Below are 16,121 nucleotides of genomic sequence, written 5' to 3'. Positions count from 1 at the left end.
TCATCCGGGTCGCAGTATAGCGATCCGCTCTTCGATGTCGTCGGCTCAGGGCCGGCGAAAATGCCGGACGCTTGTGCAAGGACAGATTGGCGAACGTTCGAGGGAACCAACGGCGGTGATTTTTCGACTGATTTGTCCCTTTATTTTCAACACTCTAGTCGGCTTCATTCGGAGCCGCGCGGCCCGTCTTTCGGTAAAACTTTTCGGTAACTTTGCGCGAGATCTCTTGCAACGACACTGACATTGAAATGTGCGATATCCCGGCCCCTCACACACAACATCGGTCCCGTCATGATCAAGCGCGTCTTGCCCTACGAAGGTCTGCTCCACGAAGTAGTCGAGCACAATGGCGTGCTTTACATCGGTGGAATCGTCCCCGAGGACACGAGCCTCGATATGTCGGGCCAGGCCAACGACGTCCTCGGGCAGTTGGCGCAGCTGCTGAAGACCCTCGGATCCGATCTGACCAACGTCTTGCAGGTGACCATCTACATGGCGAGCCTCAAGGAGAAGGCAGAGTTCAATGCGGCCTGGAAGGCGCATTTTGCAGAGGCTCATCTGCCGGCGCGCGCCGCAATCGGCGTGGCCGATCTCGGTCCTGGCGTCAAACTCGAGATCACGGCCATCGCCGCTCGACAATAGTGGCACGGGATCCGCTGATTGAGAGTCCCGACGATTATGAAGCCTGAATGCGTGACTTGGTGCGGTTGAGGCAAGTTGCATCAGGAGGCGGCCGCTTGGTACAGGCACTCGCGTAGCCATATGGCGCTGGCCGCGACCTCGGCGCTCTCCGTCGCACAGACGTTGGGCAAGGAAAGCTCGAAGTGGCGGTTTAAGAACAATCCGCGCATCGACATGCGGTTCGACCGCCCGGCCCACGTGAGCGAGGGTCGGCGACGGGCCAAATGGCGACATCCAAGCGCAATCCAGGACCTGGACTCCTAGTTGATTGGTCAACGCCTCTGTCACAACCACAGCATGCTTATTGCTGAATTTACCCGACTGTTGCCGCCTGGGCACGTCGCATGCTGGTCGGATCAGCTAGATTCGAGCCGGGAATGCCGGACACCAGAAAAAGAACCGGTGTCGTTCGGGTGAAACGTGGATGGAGCGAAAATATGAAGAAGTTGATGTTAAGCGGCATGGCCTTGCTGGCAGTAAGCATGGCGGCCCCCGCCTCAGCGGCTGATCTGGCTGCTAAACCTTACGTCAAGGCCCCGCCCCCGGTGGTCGCGCCGATCTATGATTGGACCGGATTCTACATCGGCGCAAACGGCGGTTGGGGGCAAAGCCACGGTTGTGTGGATTTCGTGACGCCCGCAGGGACAGTCGCAGGTGGTTGCGCGGATCGCTCCGGGGGTCTTGTGGGCGGCCAGATTGGGTACCGCTGGCAAACCAATCAATTTGTGCTCGGCCTGGAAGCGCAAGGAGATTGGGCCGAGATCAAGAACACGCGCGTCAGTCTGATCGATCCATTGATTTCGACCACAGGCAAAATTGACGCAATCGGTCTTTTCACGGCACAACTCGGTTGGGCGTGGAACGCCTCGCTGTTCTACGTGAAGGGCGGCGCCGCCGTGACGCGCAACCGATTCGATATATTCAACAACGTTACCGGGGTCGGCCTGGCATCGGCTGGCCACACGCGCTGGGGCGGGGCCCTTGGTGTTGGCTGGGAGTACGGCTTCACGCCAAATTGGTCGTTCGGTGTCGAATACGACCATCTCTGGATGGGGCGTGACAACGCCGGCTTCGCAGGCGTGGTTACTCCTGGAGGGTTTGTCCTCACCGGCGGTGGGATCAGTCAGGATGTGGACATGGTCACGCTTCGGTTGAACTACCGCTTCGGTGGATACGGCGCACCGGTCGCGGCCAGATATTGATGGCACCCACCTTGGCAAACCAAAAGCCCCGGCACGCCGGGGCTTTTTCGTGGTCGATCGCGTCAAACTGGTCACATTCGTTAAGCAAGCAATCCGAGCCGTTGAGCTATGGTGACCAGCTGTGCCAGAGACCGCACTTTCATCTTCTCCGTCACTCGATGACGATGTGCCTTGATTGCCCGCTGCGTCGCTCCCAATTCAGACGCGATCGGCCTGTTGAGTCGTCCGCGCACGACAAGCTCTAATACCTGACGTTCACGTGCAATCAGTGTCGCCAGCATCGCCTGCATCTGCTGCAGCGCGCGTCCGCGACGAGCGTGGCTCAATTCTTCGGTGCAAACGCTTCGGTCGCCGCCTTCATGGCAGACTCGCCCATGCTTCTGGTTTGCTCGGTGAGCAATCGCATTTGGGCCTGGAAGAAATCAGACTGGATCTCGAGGGCGTCCTTCATGTCCTTGGCCTGCATGAGCTTGTCGCCGAGGTCGAACGTCGCGGTGACGTTGCGCTGCATGTAGCCGCAGAACTCCTTAGCGCCGCTTGCAATCGGCAGCTTCGAGGCACTTAAGCCCATTTCCAGCTGCTCAAAATACTCGGCGTTGGCCTTGCGCAGGCGAACAAGCGTCTCGGCGAGCATGGTGCGGATACCCGCTGCGGATGGATTGCTATCGGCCATGGTGTCATTCCTCCTTGTTACGCAGCAAGTCCCCCGAACCACGCACCAAAATAGCCGGCGTAGAGTGCGGGCATTTCAAGATTCATCGAATGTCCGATACCGGGCACCACGACGAGGCGACAGTCTGGCATTGCCGCGGCCATCGCATGAAGATCGGCGGGGGGGATCCAGCCGTCCCGTTCGCCCCACAATACCAGATGCGAATGCCCGATCTCCGGCATGCGGCTCTCCAATTCCCGGCTCTCCCGCTCGCGCGTGAGATTGACGGGTGTTCCGATCCAGATGCCTTCGGAGACGCCGAAGCTTTGTTCGATGATCCGCTCGAACAGCGCCTGGATGTCCGCGCCCCCTGGACGGAATTGCGGGACCTTATTCGGCGCCATGCTTTCTGGGATAAACAGGGATGAGGCCGCGGTCGCCATCACCGAACGGGTCAACTCCTTGCTCGCCATCATGGCTCGGAACAGTCCGATCTGATCGGTATTGAAGGCCATCCCCAGCGGCGTGACCGGATCAAGCGCGAACACCCGTCCGAAACGGCGCGGTTGCATCAGCAGCATACGGGCCGCAATGATGCCGCCGGTCGAATGCGTTGCAAGATGGCAATAGTTGATATCCAGGGTGTCGAGCGCAGCCAGCATGTCCTTTGCGTGCTGCAGCATCGTGTAGTTGGTGTAGTCAACCGTAGGCTTCGGCCGGTCGCTGTCGCCGCAACCGCGCCAGTCGATGCCGATGACGCGAAGACCAGAAGGAAACAGCGGGGCAGCGAGCTCGATCCAGTCCTTGCTGGCGAGATTGCCGTGGATGAAGACGACGGTGACGTCGCCTCGTCCCCACTCTCGCCAGCCCAGCTGGACTTCGCCTGCCTGCACCCTAGGCATCAACCGGCCCTACTTGTTTAGGCCGGCGGTAGGCGCGGCCCCGGGCGGTGTCGGAGCCACCGGCAAGGCCGAGACCACCGCCCCCTTGAGCATGCGGTCGGTCCCGAGCGGCGATGACGTGTCGACGCTTCCCCGCGTCACGAAATCCACGACATCGGACGAGTATTCGACCGGATTGTCTGTGTGAATGAAATGCCCGCTCTCCGGATAGATCTTGAGGATCGGCCGATTGCCCGCATTGGTCATGCGCGTCATGAACGGCGTGATGGCGTCGCGTCCGAGGTCTGTCAGCCCATTGAATGCCGGCGTCGGGATGAACGGCTCCTTGTCGCCGAATGCGAGGAAGATCGGCGCCTTGATCTGCGTGAGCCGCTCGTACAGGTTCTTCGGATCATCCTGCTGGAGCTCCGCGCCGATCGTGTAGATGTCGTAGATAAAGATGTTACACCACTGCTCCAGCTCCTTCGGATTGCCTTTGGTCAGCCCGACGCGCTGCTCGGTGTGGAGGCGGGCATATTCGCTGTCGCTGAAGAAATAGCCGCTTTTGGCAGCCGACACCGCGCCGGTCTCCGGGTCACGCTTCTTAAAGTAGAAGAAGTCACGGATGTTCTGCTCGTCACGCGCCTTCTCCGCGGCAAGGATGCCCGTCTGGTCCCAGGTCGCCCTCCATTTGCCGAAGTCATGATCGAAGGCCGGGTCGAACAGTGGCGCCTTTTTGCCCTTGGCGATGGTGATCTCGCGCGGATATTCCTCGAGACCTGACGGCGCCTCCAGCGCCAGGCCCTGCACTGCATCCGGCCAGGTCAGGGCATAGCCCATCACGAACTGACCGCCGAGCGAATGGCCGAGATAATACGCCTTCTTGACGCCGAGCTGGTTGACGACGAGGTCGTAGATGACCTCGCGCATGTCCTGCATCGTGCGCGCCGGACTCTTGTCGAGATTGCCGGGCCCGGACATGCCGTAATGCGGCAGGTCGGGCACGATCACGCGAAGGCCGCTGCGCAGCGCATACTGCATGATATTGCCGTAGTGACCGCCGAAAGCGCCTTTGCCATGGATGACGACGAGGACCTTCGGATCCTTGTCCGTGCCGGCATATTCATCCATGTAGCCGATCTGCCAGGAATTGCCGCCCTTGTCCTTGGCATTGGCGTATTTGACCGGATAGGGGTAGGTCACGAACTCCTTCCAGAACGACTTTTTGGGGTCGATGTTCTCTGCGACGCCGGGCACCCGATAATTCTTGTCAATGAATTTCTGCGCGCGGTCGAGGCTCGCCACATCATCCATGAACGCAACGAACTTCGGGTCATTCTTGCGCTGGTTGATGATCGGAAACACACCATAATGGGCGACCGGGCTTTCCTGAGCAATAAGGTCCGCGCCAGGCACGCGATCGACTGCCTTCTGAGCCAACTTGAAGTTCAGCCACAGGTCATTGGTGATGTGCATCACCAGCGTCCGCGCCTGGATGCGGCCGAGATAAGGGTTGATGTTGTGCGTTTCGCCGACACGGTTGCGCCAGACAAGGTCGACCGCATCGTAAAGCTTGGCGCGGTTGACGACGTTCAACGCCGCCTTTTCGTTCGGGGGGTCCCAATAGAAGATTTCGGGCTGGACGGCGCCCCAATTCTGGGTCGTACGGAAGGCAAAGTCATAGCCCGTCATGCCGAGGATCGACCAGCCGAACGCCACGCCCGGCATCGGATGCTTCTCTTTGGCCAGCTTGTAATAATCACCCTTGGTGTCCTGCCACACCGGATCGGATTCGATCGCTGCCGTCATCATCTGGAATGTCCAGTTGCCGACCGGATCTTCGCCATCCGATTGCGTGGTGCCGCCGATCGGCATCATTGCGCCGATATATTCGGGATGCATCACGCCCCAGACATAGGTCTGCGTGCCGCCCATGGAAACGCCGGACACCAACGCAACGCGCGCGACCTTCAGCCCGTCGCGCAGCATCCGGTAGTTGGCCTGGACCATGTCGTAGTAACTGTACTGCGGAAACTTTACGCCGAGACCGTCCGAAGGTTTGCTGGCGCCCCAGGTCCCAAGCGGATCGACCATGATGACATAGTAGCGATCCGTATCGATCGGCCGGCCCGGGCCGATAATTGGCACGGTGCCTGACAAGGCTGCTCCTTTGACCCACTGCTCGTACATGTCAGTGGAGTCGCCGGAATAATATGAGTTGATGACAACGGCATTGGTGATCTCACCGGCGGCGTTGCGGCGCGGCGTACCGACCGCGATATAGGCCGTGTGCAGTTTCCCGGCGCCAAGCGATTCCAGGGTGACACCGCCCTCCCCGCCATTCTCCCACTTCGAGGGATCGGCGAGATCGTACTTGCCGCCAAGTCGGAAATTCGCGATCTCATAGGTCTTCTTCAGCCCGTCATGCTGCATCTGCGATGAGCGGCGCGTGAAGGGCTGCGCGACCGCGAGCGATGTCCCGATCAACAGCAACAGCAGGCTGATGAGATATCGCCGCATGACATGTCTCCCGATCATGGCGAATTCCTCCGGCAGGCTTTGATTTTTGCCGAAAGCTAGGAGCGGACGCGGCGCGACCTTTGATCTAGCGCAAGGGAATTCGAACTGCCCGCGCGAGAATTTTGAGGACGAATTACATGCCGGGTCGCCGCGATGCCTTTCCTCACCCACGGCTCCTACCGGATCCGGTATGAGCTCGACGGTCCTGCGACGGCGCCGGCCTACGTGCTGGTCAATGGACTGACTCAATATTCCGAACTGTGGACCGCTTATCGCGACGCGCTCATCGCACGGGGCTTTCGCGTCGCGACATTCGATCTGCTCGGCCAGGGCGCCTCCGACAAGCCCACGCTTTTCATCAATCAGGACGACCATGTCCTTGCGCTGCATCGCTTGATCGAGATGCTCGGTGAAGGTCCGGTCTTCCTCAGTGGAATCAGCTTCGGCGGCCTGATCGCGCTGCGCTACGCGATCGAGCATGGGGCGCGCCTCTCGGGTCTGGTGCCAATGAGTTGCTTTGCCGAGCTTTCGCCTCAACTTCTCCTGATCGGCAACGCACTACGCACCGGCCTAATTCTGGGTGGAACCGGCTATCTCCAGGATCTGCTGCTGCCGATGAATCTGTCCGATGAATGGTTGAAGCCGCTGTTGGACAAGCTCGACGGGGTCAAGCGGCAGGGCTGGCTGGTCAATGACCTCTACGCGTTGCAGAACCTGATGGAGTCGTTCCTCGACTTCCAGCCGCTGACGCCGCAACTCGCCTCGATCGCCGTCCCAACCATGATCCTGAACGGAGAGTTCGACTTCCTGACGCCGCGCGCCCTCCACGAGACCCTGCGAGTCGGAATCCCCAACAGCGCGCTCGTGATCATCCCGGGCGCCTATCACGCTTTCACGTTGGAAAAGGGTGCACTCACAGCCGACCTGCTCGCGCGCTTCGCCGATGACGTGCTGGCAGGACGCTGGGAGGGTAACAAGGCGGTCCGGATTGCGCCGGAAGATCCTGGCGGTGAGCTCACTCCATTTCCCGCCGGGTACGACCATCTGCGCGCCATCCCCGTTCAGAAGACGCTGCGATGAGCGGATTTCTCGGACCACTCGACTCCGAAGGTCGCGTGCCGCCGAGCCAGCAGACCCGCATCGCCGCTTTCCTGATCTCGGCCCATGGCGCCCTCGCAAGACAGTTCGCCCTCGCCCTGCCGGCTAAGTTCGAGGCCGGCTGGCAGACAGAATTGAACGCTCAGTTCTACCGCGAAAGCGAGATCGTCTCGCTTTTGATGCGGGCAACCGCATGGGTGCCGGATCTCGCCCTGGGTTACATGGCCGTGTCCTGGGAGGCCGCCTGGCTTCCGACGCCGAACGAAGGCATGGCCGATCGCTCTCTCTGGCAAGCAGTCCATCTTGCCACGCTCGCGCACGCCCTCCACGCCGCAATCCGGCCAGCGGCGTTGTTACCGGTCGAGGCAAACGCGAATGACCCCTTCGTGATGGCGTTGCGCCGCATCGAGTTCGAGAGCGGGCGTCTGTTGCAGGCACAAATCCTGTTCCTGAAAGGTCCCGACCTATTACCCTTCCGCGACACCGTCAGTACAGTCCTGGAAAGCCGACACACCGAACTGCGCAAGCTCTGGCACGACACGCTCGCGAGCCTGGGAATCGTCTGCGAATGATGCGGAGCCTTGACGCAGATCAAAGCACCGCGACTTCCGCCCTCCAGCATTCATTGACCGTCCTGCACGCGCCGACCGGAGTTCTCCCTCATGAAGGCCATTTCCCTCGAAGAAGCCGTCGCAATGATCCCGGCCGGCGCGAGTGTCATGGTCGGCGGGTTCATGGGTGTCGGAACACCAGAGCGCCTGCTCGACGAGGTGGTTCGGCAGAAGAAGAGCGGCCTCTCGCTGATCTGCAACGACGCGGCGATCCCCGGCAAGGGCGTCGGCAAGCTTTTCGATGCTGCGCTGGTCGCGCGATTGACCGCAACGCATATCGGTCTGAATCCGAAAGCACAGCAGCAAATGTTGGCGAACCAGATCGTCGTCGATCTGGTACCCCAGGGAACCTTCGTCGAGCGCATTCGTGCGGGTGGATGCGGGCTGGGTGGAGTTTTGACGCCAACCGGCGTCGGCACGCTGGTTGCCCAGGGCAAGCGCGAGATCGAAGTCGACGGAAAGCCTTTTCTGCTTGAGACAGCCTTGCGTGCACAGTTTGCGCTGGTGCATGCTTTCCTTGCCGACTACCTCGGCAACTTGGCGTACGCGCTGACCTCGCGCAACTTCAATCCAGTCATGGCGATGGCCGCCGACACCGTGATCGTCACGGCGGAAAACATTGTGCCTGTCGGCGTGATCGCGCCCGACCACGTCGTCACGCCGGCGCCGCTGGTCGACTACCTCATTACAAACGGGTGACGGCATGGATCCGCAGATCATCATCGCCCGGCGCGTCGCCAAGGAGCTTCGGAGCGGCGACCTCGTCAATCTCGGCATCGGTATCCCGACGCTGGTCGCGAACTACGTGCCAACGGACTTGAAAGTGTTCTTCCAGTCGGAAAACGGTCTGATCGGAACGGGGCCCATCCCCGAGCAAGGCCTGGCGCATCCAACGCTAACGGACGCAGGGGGGCGCCCAATCAGTGCGCTGCCCGGGGCCTCCACCTTCGACAGCGCGATGTCTTTCGGACTGATCCGTGGCGGCCATGTCGACGTCACGGTGCTTGGCGGCCTTCAAGTCGATGCCCATGGCCATCTGGCCAACTGGATGATCCCGGGCAAGATGGTTCCTGGCATGGGCGGCGCCATGGATCTCGTCAGCGGCGCCAAGCGGGTCATCGTCGCCATGCAGCACGCAGCAAAGGGCAAGTCGAAGATTGTTGCGAAGTGCAGCTTGCCGCTGACCTCGGCGCGGCCGGTGAATCTGGTCGTCACCGACTTGGCTGTGATCGGCTTTGCCGACGGCAGAGCGACGCTTCTTGAGACCGCGCCGGGCGTCACGATCGGCGAAGTGATGGCTGCGACGGAAGCCGACCTCCTCGTCGGCGACCATGTCCCGGAGATGATGATCTGAAGGTGAAGGACATGCGGATATTTGGCGATTTCGATGAGATAAGATCCGCGGTCGGCACCGAAATCGGCGCCAGCGACTGGATCGAGGTGACGCAGGACCGGATCAACAAGTTTGCGGAGGCGACCTGCGATGAACAGTGGATCCATGTCGACCAGGAGCGCGCAAGGACGGAAATGCCCGGCGGCACCACCATCGCCCACGGCATGTTGTCCCTGGCGTTGGCGCCGATGTTCATCCGCTCTGTGATGGGGTTGAAAGGCCTCCGAAATACCCTGAACTACGGCGCCGACCGGATCAGGTATCTTTCGCCGGTCCCGGCGGGATCGAAGCTGCGCGGCCGCGTCAGCGTTGCTGAGACGGAGGACGTGCCTCCCGATGGGCTGCGCGTGAACTATCATCTGGTCATCGAGATCGAAGGCGGCAAACGACCGGCCTGCGTCGCCGAGTTGATCGCCCTGCACTATCGCTGAGTCGCGTTCCCGTCCTCATCAATCGATGATGTGATAACCGCCATCAATATAGAGAACGCTTCCCGTAATGAGCTTGGCGCCGTCGAGTGCGAGAAATGCCGTGGCGTTGCCGACGTCGTCAATGCTGACGAGACTGCGCGCCGGCGCCTTGGATTGCGCCTTGTCCATCAGTTCGTCGAAGTCGGGAATGCCTGATGCCGCTCGCGTGGCCAGCGGTCCGGGCGAGATCGCGTGCACGCGGATTCCCCTCGGACCCAGCTCGGCGGCGATGTAGCGCACCGAGGCCTCGAGCGCTGCCTTGGCTACGCCCATGACATTGTAGTTCTCGACCACCATCTGGCTGCCATAATAGGTCATGGTAAACATGGTGCCGCCGTTTTTCATCAGCGGCTCGGCCAGATGAGCCATGCGCATGAAGGACCAGCAAGAGACCTCCATCGTCTTCAGGAAACCGTCGCGGCCGACGTCCACCACACGTCCGTGCAAGGCTTCCTTCGGTGAGAAGGCGATCGAATGCAGCAGGAAATCGAGTTGGCCCCAGTCCCTCTCGATCCGGGCAAACACGTCTTCAGTCTGCCCCTCCGTCATGACGTCGAGGGGCATGAAAATAGACGCCTCGAGTGCCTGCGCAAGAGGCTCGACGTGCTTCTTCGCGCGCTCGTTCAGGTAGGTGACGGCGACATCCGCGCCGAGGGCGCGAAAGGCCTTGGCGCACCCCCATGCGATCGACTGGTCGTTGGCGATGCCTACGACGAGGCCTTTTTTCCCCTTCAGGGCAATCTTGGAATCTGGAAACACTGGAATCATGATGCCCTCTCCTGCCTTTGATTGTTCGCTGTTCTCTTCATCAGCAGCGCCAGTGTGTGCTGCGCGATCATCAGCTCCTCGTCGGTCGGAACCACATAGACTGGGATGCGACTGTCGGAGCCCGAGATCAGCTGTGCGTCGCGCAAATTCTCGGCGGCGCTGAGGGTGACGCCGAGCCACGCGAGCTGGCGAACGACATGCGCGCGAATTGTTGCGGAATTTTCGCCGATACCGGCTGTAAAGACAAACGCGTCCAGCCCCTGCAGCGCCGCGGCAAGCATCCCGGCATTGAGGCCGATGCGATAGCTGAAATATTCAATCGCCAGTCTAGCTCTCGGATCCTCACTGCTCTCCAGCTCCCGCATATCGTTGCTGACGCCGGATAACCCTTTCAAGCCGCAATCGCGGTAAAGGAAGTTCTGGACGTTGGAGGCTGACATCCCCTTTTCGGAAATGAGATAGAGCACGACCCCGGGGTCGATCTGACCAGGGCGGGTTCCCATCGGAAGCCCATCGAGAGCGGTGAAGCCCATGGTGCTTTCGACGCTTTGTCCCGCGCTGAGAGCGCACATCGAGGCGCCGCTTCCGAGGTGAGCGACGATCACCCGACCATTCGCGATTTTCGGCGCGACCTTTGGCAAGGTCTTCGCAATGTATTCGTAGGAGAGACCGTGAAAGCCGTAGCGGCGCACGCCCTCGGCATAGAGCTGATGCGGGATCGCGTAATGATCGGCGACCGCGCTGTGCGTACGATGAAATGCCGTATCGAAACAGGCGACCTGCGGAAGCTCCGGGAAATTGGCCAGGATCGATCGGATCGGGGCCAGATTATGCGGTTGATGCAACGGCGCGAGCGAGATGAACCGCTCCAGCCGGGTCACCACACCATGGTCGACTAGAATCGGCCGGTCGTAGTCCGGGCCGCCGTGAACGACGCGATGACCGACCGCGATCGGGTGAATGCGCATCTCGTCCCGCAACCAGGCGCCGGCGATGTCCATCGCGGCCGGAACATCGGGCACCGCCTCGATCGGATAGGCGCGATCCGCAAGCGGATCGCCGGTGGAGCCACTCGCACGCAGACGCGGGCGGCTGCCGATCCCATCCATCTGCCCTTTCAGCTGTCGCCGCAATATTCCGTCACCCTCGATCGAGTAGACCTGGAACTTGACGCTGGAGGAGCCGGCATTGACCACAAGGATGGTGTCCATGGCGTTCACGCGGCAATCGTTGGAGCACGCCGGCGCCGGGCATGGGCATACAGCGCTGCGACCGCGCACGAGGCCATCCGCGCGCGCGCCGAATCCGCGCGTGACGTCAGGACGACCGGGACCCGGGCTCCGAGGACGATGCCCGCGCCGTCCGCCTTGGCGAAATAGGCGAGATTCTTTGCCAGCATGTTGCCGGCCTCCAGGTCGGGAACGACGAGGATCTGCGCGCGACCGGCGACCTCGGACTTGATCCCCTTGATCCGCGCCGCCTCCACGTCGATCGCGTTGTCGAAAGCCAGAGGTCCGTCGAGGATCCCTCCGGTGATCTGCCCGCGGTCCGCCATCTTGCAGAGTGCTGCCGCCTCGATCGTAGACGGAATCTTCGAGGTCACGGTTTCAACCGCCGACAGGATTGCCACGCGCGGCGATTTGCCGAACCCAGCTTCCACATACAGATCAATCGCGTTCTGGATGATGTCGCGTTTGGCGTCCAGATCAGGGAAGATGTTGATGGCCGCGTCCGTCACGAAGATGGTCTCGGCATAGGCCGGCACGTCCATCACGAAGACATGGCTGATACGGCGGTCGGTGCGCAGGCCTCCGGCCTTCGCGGTGACCGCGCGCATCAACTCGTCCGTATGCAAGCTGCCTTTCATCAACAGCTCACCTCGGCCGGCGTGGATCAGCTCTACCGCCTTTGCAGCGGCTTCGTCGCTATGTGCTGCGTCAACAAGCTCGAAGGCCGCGATGTCGAGACCATGCCTGGCGGCCGTATCCCGGATCTTCCTTTCAGGTCCGACCAGGAGTGGCCGGATAATGCCGGCCTGTGCACTATCGACAGCGCCGCGCAATGAGCTTTCATCGCACGGATGCACAACGATGGTTGGGGCCGGCGGCACGGCCTGCGCGGCCGCGATCAAGCGGTCGTATTTGCTCGGGGACTGTGCCTGCGACGTGTCGGCCGACATGAGCCGGTTCCTTCCAGACAGTGTTACGATGCCTTCGCCTTGGGGTCGAAAGGGGCAACGTTCGACGCCCTCCCCGACGTTTCGGCGTCGAGACCGAACAGCTGTGCGACACGCTGCAGGCGGCTGGCGCGCTCGCCTGTGATGTCCTCGCTGGCCGACAGCACCTCGCTCATCGTCGTGAAAGCCGCGCGACGTTGATTGACATCGTCGGGAAGCAACTTCGGGATAACGGCCAGCGCCGCCTCGCGATCGAGCAGCAGCATGAAGAACTGCTCGCGAACCAGCATCTTAAACTCGGCAAGCGTTAATCGCGCTCCGCTGTCGTCGCGACGAGCCTGACGCAACGCCTCGATGCTGCGTTCATCCACCATTCCTCTCGCCGAGCCGATATAAAGCAGGGCACGGATGGCCGCCTCGCGAAGCCCCCCTTCGCCAATCCTGGATCGGAGCTCGGCGATCCGTTTGTCGAGCATGGCACGGTGTTCGGCCGTCATCTCGCGCCGGTGCGACGGTTCAGCTTTCGGATCTATGCCGACCGCCGCCTGTAGCGCCGGCGAGCCGTAGACGTTGAGGAAGATCGCCTCGCTCATCGCTTCCTGCGAATCGCGCCAGCTGTCCAGCGCATGAACGATCTGCTTGGAGACCTGCTCCTGAAATGCCAGGAACGGATTGTCGTTCGAAACCGGCTTGCGGCTCTCTTCTAGCCCTTCCGCTGCCGACTTCACTGCTTTCATCCACGGATTTTGGCTGCTGAACGCCTCATACTGCGTCCGTAGCGGATGCAGATTGCGCATCATCTCCGCCGTCTGCGGCGCCACCATGCCCTTGATCCAGGGCTGCACGAACTTGCGGTAGGCAGCAAGATTGAGCTCCGAGACGCGTTTTGCCGCGGCAAAGCGCCGCTCGTCCTCAGGCGAATTGCCACCCATGGCCCGAATATCGTCTAGCGTCCGGGCCTCACAGCGCATCACCCACTGGCCCACAACGAGATCGGAACTAGTGGTTTCTTCGTCCTTGGCTTCGAACGTCGCTTCGTAAAGGCCGGGCGGGAGTACATCGATCAGATCGATGTTGCTGGAAAATTCAGCATGCTCCTTCTTGGCGACGCCACCTGAAACGAAGATGCCGAGATGGCCGACGTTCTCGTGAACTGTATAGACGATCGTCTGCCCATAGGCCCTGATGTCATCCACATCGGCATAGCATTCGAGGATCCAACCAAGCGCCTGCTGTGGCGGAGTGATGTTGTCGCCCTTGGAGCAGAACACCACGATCGGCGAACTGATGTTGCGCAGATCTACCTTCTGCCCGTCGGACAAGGTGATATTGCCGGCGGCCAAGTTGTTGCCGACGAAGAGTTCGTCGACAATGAACTGAATCTCTTCGGCGTTGAGATTGACGTGCCCACCCCACCAGCGCTCGAACTCGAGGTAGCGATCGGCTTCAGTATCGACCTTCGAATAGACATTGTACTGCTTGGTCCAGAGCGTGTTCGACGGGTTCTGGCCTTCGAAATTCTGGACCAGCCAGGCACCATCGAACTTCCCGCCGCCGAGATCGCTAACGAGCGCAGTTAGCCAGCTTCCGCCCAGCAGGCCGCCCGAATATCGCATCGGATTTTTGCCATGCACGCCCGCCCAGTACGCGAGCGGGGCTCCGGCGATGACCAATGGGCCGAACAGTTCGGGCCGCACCGAAGCCAGGATCATGACCGCCCAGCCGGCTTGACAATTGCCTATGACGCAGGGTTTCCCGTCAGCTTCCGGGTGACGACTGATCACTTTTTCGATGAACAGTGCCTCGGCACGCGCGATACGCTCGATCGTCTGGCCCGGCACCGGCTCCGGCAGGAAGCCGATGAAGTAGCAGGAATGCCCCGCCTTCATCGCGACGCCGATCTCGCTGTCGGCCTTGAACCCGCCGATGCCTGGACCGTGCCCGGCGCGTGGATCAATCACGATGAACGGCCGCCGCGTGGAATCGATCTCGACGCCGGCTGGCGGGACGATGCGGACAAGCGCGTAATTGACGGGTTCGTCCAGCTTGCGGCCATCCATGATCAGTTCGGCCGCATATTGCAGAACGTGCGGCGCGGTTTGGGCGACGTGCTCCCGATATTGGTCGCCGCGCCGGCGCATCACATCGAGGAAGAGTATGCTCCGTTGCCCGGCATCGACCATGTATTCAACCGCCGAGGCGACGAGACCGGACATCGGACCACCGGGCAATCCAGGTACTTCCATCTGCATGCTCCGACCTCAGTGTCGTATGAATGCATCCAAAGCCTGCCGCAGCTGCAGGCCCTTGATATAGGTCAATACTTGACGGCCGGTACGCCGGCCTAGTCGTGTCACGTCCGTCATCCCGCCCGAATGTGTCGAGTTGACTGCCCAGATTCAGGCCGCCCGCCTTTTGCGGTGCCCTTGATACAGATCAAACGGGCAGCCGACCGCCCCGTTCATAGACGAGCCTCAGGCCGACGCGTTCTCCGGCCTCCGAACCGAGACCTCGCATGTCGGACATCGCTAAATACAGCGTGATGGAGCGCTTGCGGGACGGCAGCACGGCCCGAATCCGAGCGCTGCGGCCGGCCGACGCGGCCGCTGTCCTCGACGCGCTGGATCAGACCAGCGACAAGGAACGCGCCTTCTTCATGGATGTCGACTTTAGAAATCACGTCGCGCTAGTGTCCGAAGTCAGGCAACCCGGGGCGGTTCACTTGCGAACGCGCCGGTATCGACGGCCTGACGTTTCACGATCTGCGCGGCACGGCCGTGGTTCGCCTTGCGATCGCGGGCGCCAGCGTGCGTGATTCATCTCGCTGCCGTCTTCTCGTTCTGCTCAGAGTCCTGCGGGCTGGCCGACAATCGCCCCTCAGGCGACATACTTGAAGCGCGGGCCTCCGTGCAGTCCCTGGTGTGGACCTGACTCGATCGGCGCGCCCAGGACGTCCTTGATCGCCTGTTCAAGTTCGTCGCGCATCAGACCGATGGCGTCCTCGATTTGCCCGGGAGCGCCATCAAAGACGCCTTGCAATGCGCGCAGCAGCTTGGAATAGGCTGCGTCGCAAGCATCCGCCAATCCGCCGACTTTCCCATCGAACTGCTGAAGCGGGGGGTCATCGACCATCTGGATGACGTCTCTCGCATCATCAATGGCGATGGTTTGCGCGGGATCAAAGCTGAATTTGAGTGGAGATGCCGGATCCGGCATGATCTTCATCCCCTTCGCCAGTTCCTCGAATCTGTAATAATGGGCAACGCCGGTTGCGCTGGCCGGCGAGGTCGGCGTGCCCTCCCCTTGCTCCACGATCGTGTTGATTGCCACCACGGCACTATCGACGTCGGTGACTGCCACCGCTCCGAGTGGCCCGGCCACCTGCCTGCTGGGGTTTCCCGTGAAGATGGAATTACCTTGCCGCACGATCTCCGCGCGGATCGCTGCATAGAATTGTCCAATCGTCCTGATCTGCGGCGGGAACCCAAACAGTACGGTTTTGACCGGAATCTTCAGGGGAGTCTCCGGCTCTTCGATCACCATGAAGGTCTGCTCGACCAGATTCCTGGAATAGCGCTTGAGGTGCACCACCAAGCTCGACTCGATTCCCATCGGCAGATGGTCCGTATAGCTTGGGACGAATGATGCGTTCGCAATTTGCGGCACCCC

General features: G+C 61.1%; 16 protein-coding genes and 1 pseudogene. 8 read left to right on the top strand and 9 right to left on the bottom strand.

Annotated features, from left to right (window positions below; translation table 11 throughout):
- Window positions 1-291: 291 nt before the first annotated feature.
- Together ABIC03_RS36610 and ABIC03_RS36605 are read left to right on the top strand one after the other, a co-directional pair.
- Window positions 292-642 carry a RidA family protein gene (locus ABIC03_RS36610; protein WP_354065460.1) on the top strand — a complete coding sequence of 117 codons (351 nt, stop codon included), beginning with the start codon at window positions 292-294 and terminating at the stop codon, window positions 640-642.
- Window positions 643-1,118: 476 nt separating this feature from the next.
- Window positions 1,119-1,883 carry an outer membrane protein gene (locus tag ABIC03_RS36605; RefSeq protein WP_354065653.1) on the top strand — a complete coding sequence of 255 codons (765 nt, stop codon included), beginning with the start codon at window positions 1,119-1,121 and terminating at the stop codon, window positions 1,881-1,883.
- 80 nt (window positions 1,884-1,963) lie between these two features.
- Here ABIC03_RS36605 and ABIC03_RS36600 read toward each other — a convergent pair whose 3' ends face one another.
- From ABIC03_RS36600 to ABIC03_RS36585, 4 genes are read right to left on the bottom strand one after another with little or no spacing between them, the layout of a single operon-like run.
- Window positions 1,964-2,164 (bottom strand): LuxR C-terminal-related transcriptional regulator, encoded by a 201-nt coding sequence (locus ABIC03_RS36600; RefSeq protein WP_354065458.1) that lies wholly within the window; start codon window positions 2,162-2,164, stop codon window positions 1,964-1,966.
- 41 nt (window positions 2,165-2,205) lie between these two features.
- On the bottom strand, window positions 2,206-2,556 hold the full coding sequence (locus ABIC03_RS36595; protein WP_063995345.1) for a phasin: 351 nt from the start codon (window positions 2,554-2,556) through the stop codon (window positions 2,206-2,208).
- A 17-nt stretch (window positions 2,557-2,573) separates the two neighbouring features.
- Window positions 2,574-3,437, bottom strand: coding sequence for an alpha/beta fold hydrolase (locus tag ABIC03_RS36590; RefSeq protein ID WP_354065456.1), 864 nt, complete (start codon window positions 3,435-3,437; stop codon window positions 2,574-2,576).
- A gap of 9 nt (window positions 3,438-3,446) precedes the next feature.
- Window positions 3,447-5,954 (bottom strand): alpha/beta hydrolase, encoded by a 2,508-nt coding sequence (locus tag ABIC03_RS36585; protein ID WP_354065454.1) that lies wholly within the window; start codon window positions 5,952-5,954, stop codon window positions 3,447-3,449.
- A gap of 135 nt (window positions 5,955-6,089) precedes the next feature.
- Here ABIC03_RS36585 and ABIC03_RS36580 point away from each other — a divergent pair, with 135 nt between their 5' ends.
- The 5 genes from ABIC03_RS36580 to ABIC03_RS36560 all read left to right on the top strand — a co-directional run bounded on the left by ABIC03_RS36580 (window position 6,090) and on the right by ABIC03_RS36560 (window position 9,469).
- Window positions 6,090-7,016: an alpha/beta fold hydrolase gene (locus ABIC03_RS36580; RefSeq protein ID WP_275173308.1), complete on the top strand. Its 927-nt coding sequence runs from the start codon at window positions 6,090-6,092 to the stop codon at window positions 7,014-7,016.
- Window positions 7,013-7,606 carry a hypothetical protein gene (locus ABIC03_RS36575; RefSeq protein WP_354065451.1) on the top strand — a complete coding sequence of 198 codons (594 nt, stop codon included), beginning with the start codon at window positions 7,013-7,015 and terminating at the stop codon, window positions 7,604-7,606. The genes ABIC03_RS36580 and ABIC03_RS36575 overlap by 4 nt, the downstream gene beginning before the upstream one ends.
- A 90-nt stretch (window positions 7,607-7,696) precedes the next feature.
- Window positions 7,697-8,344, top strand: a complete 648-nt coding sequence (locus tag ABIC03_RS36570) for a CoA transferase subunit A (RefSeq protein WP_354065449.1) — start codon at window positions 7,697-7,699, stop codon at window positions 8,342-8,344.
- A gap of 4 nt (window positions 8,345-8,348) precedes the next feature.
- Window positions 8,349-8,999, top strand: coding sequence for a 3-oxoacid CoA-transferase subunit B (locus ABIC03_RS36565; RefSeq protein WP_354065447.1), 651 nt, complete (start codon window positions 8,349-8,351; stop codon window positions 8,997-8,999).
- Between the two features lie 11 nt (window positions 9,000-9,010).
- Window positions 9,011-9,469 (top strand): MaoC family dehydratase, encoded by a 459-nt coding sequence (locus ABIC03_RS36560; RefSeq protein ID WP_354065445.1) that lies wholly within the window; start codon window positions 9,011-9,013, stop codon window positions 9,467-9,469.
- Between the two features lie 18 nt (window positions 9,470-9,487).
- On the opposite strand, the gene fabI is transcribed toward ABIC03_RS36560, so the two are convergent.
- From fabI to ABIC03_RS36540, 4 genes are read right to left on the bottom strand one after another with little or no spacing between them, the layout of a single operon-like run.
- Window positions 9,488-10,276, bottom strand: a complete 789-nt coding sequence (fabI, locus tag ABIC03_RS36555; RefSeq protein ID WP_275173316.1) for an enoyl-ACP reductase FabI — start codon at window positions 10,274-10,276, stop codon at window positions 9,488-9,490.
- The gene (locus ABIC03_RS36550; protein ID WP_354065443.1) at window positions 10,273-11,487 is read right to left on the bottom strand and encodes an acetate/propionate family kinase; all 1,215 of its coding nucleotides are present in this window, start codon (window positions 11,485-11,487) and stop codon (window positions 10,273-10,275) included. Before ABIC03_RS36550 ends, fabI begins: the two co-directional genes overlap by 4 nt.
- Before the next feature lie 5 nt (window positions 11,488-11,492).
- A complete protein-coding gene (locus ABIC03_RS36545; protein ID WP_354065441.1) occupies window positions 11,493-12,455 on the bottom strand; it encodes a phosphate acetyltransferase in 963 nt (320 codons plus the stop codon).
- 23 nt (window positions 12,456-12,478) lie between these two features.
- Window positions 12,479-14,704 carry a DUF3141 domain-containing protein gene (locus ABIC03_RS36540; protein ID WP_354065439.1) on the bottom strand — a complete coding sequence of 742 codons (2,226 nt, stop codon included), beginning with the start codon at window positions 14,702-14,704 and terminating at the stop codon, window positions 12,479-12,481.
- A 471-nt stretch (window positions 14,705-15,175) separates the two neighbouring features.
- Between ABIC03_RS36540 and ABIC03_RS39340 the strand changes: the two are divergent.
- Window positions 15,176-15,262: pseudogene (locus ABIC03_RS39340) on the top strand (integrase); the annotation flags it as partial.
- 67 nt (window positions 15,263-15,329) lie between these two features.
- Here ABIC03_RS39340 and ABIC03_RS36535 read toward each other — a convergent pair.
- Entirely contained in the window at window positions 15,330-16,118 is a 789-nt protein-coding gene (locus ABIC03_RS36535) for a ferritin-like domain-containing protein (protein ID WP_354065651.1), read from the bottom strand.
- Window positions 16,119-16,121 lie beyond the last annotated feature (3 nt).

Source organism: Bradyrhizobium sp. RT6a (assembly GCF_040547675.1).
Classification (GTDB): domain Bacteria; phylum Pseudomonadota; class Alphaproteobacteria; order Rhizobiales; family Xanthobacteraceae; genus Bradyrhizobium.
Note: the sequence above shows the minus strand (reverse complement) of the source record. Positions and strands in the feature narration are given on the sequence as shown.

Excerpts from the sequence above, each read along its gene's own strand:
- fabI (WP_275173316.1), bottom strand. The coding sequence starts at position 10,276 with ATGATTCCAGTGTTTCCAGATTCCAAGATTGCCCTGAAGGGGAAAAAA.
- ABIC03_RS36570 (WP_354065449.1), top strand. The coding sequence starts at position 7,697 with ATGAAGGCCATTTCCCTCGAAGAAGCCGTCGCAATGATCCCGGCCGGC.
- ABIC03_RS36605 (WP_354065653.1), top strand. The coding sequence starts at position 1,119 with ATGAAGAAGTTGATGTTAAGCGGCATGGCCTTGCTGGCAGTAAGCATG.
- ABIC03_RS36540 (WP_354065439.1), bottom strand. The coding sequence starts at position 14,704 with ATGCAGATGGAAGTACCTGGATTGCCCGGTGGTCCGATGTCCGGTCTC.
- ABIC03_RS36550 (WP_354065443.1), bottom strand. The coding sequence starts at position 11,487 with ATGGACACCATCCTTGTGGTCAATGCCGGCTCCTCCAGCGTCAAGTTC.
- ABIC03_RS36585 (WP_354065454.1), bottom strand. The coding sequence starts at position 5,954 with ATGATCGGGAGACATGTCATGCGGCGATATCTCATCAGCCTGCTGTTG.
- ABIC03_RS36545 (WP_354065441.1), bottom strand. The coding sequence starts at position 12,455 with ATGTCGGCCGACACGTCGCAGGCACAGTCCCCGAGCAAATACGACCGC.
- ABIC03_RS36580 (WP_275173308.1), top strand. The coding sequence starts at position 6,090 with ATGCCTTTCCTCACCCACGGCTCCTACCGGATCCGGTATGAGCTCGAC.
- ABIC03_RS36560 (WP_354065445.1), top strand. The coding sequence starts at position 9,011 with ATGCGGATATTTGGCGATTTCGATGAGATAAGATCCGCGGTCGGCACC.
- ABIC03_RS36575 (WP_354065451.1), top strand. The coding sequence starts at position 7,013 with ATGAGCGGATTTCTCGGACCACTCGACTCCGAAGGTCGCGTGCCGCCG.
- ABIC03_RS36590 (WP_354065456.1), bottom strand. The coding sequence starts at position 3,437 with ATGCCTAGGGTGCAGGCAGGCGAAGTCCAGCTGGGCTGGCGAGAGTGG.
- ABIC03_RS36610 (WP_354065460.1), top strand. The coding sequence starts at position 292 with ATGATCAAGCGCGTCTTGCCCTACGAAGGTCTGCTCCACGAAGTAGTC.
- ABIC03_RS36565 (WP_354065447.1), top strand. The coding sequence starts at position 8,349 with ATGGATCCGCAGATCATCATCGCCCGGCGCGTCGCCAAGGAGCTTCGG.
- ABIC03_RS36595 (WP_063995345.1), bottom strand. The coding sequence starts at position 2,556 with ATGGCCGATAGCAATCCATCCGCAGCGGGTATCCGCACCATGCTCGCC.
- ABIC03_RS36600 (WP_354065458.1), bottom strand. The coding sequence starts at position 2,164 with ATGCTGGCGACACTGATTGCACGTGAACGTCAGGTATTAGAGCTTGTC.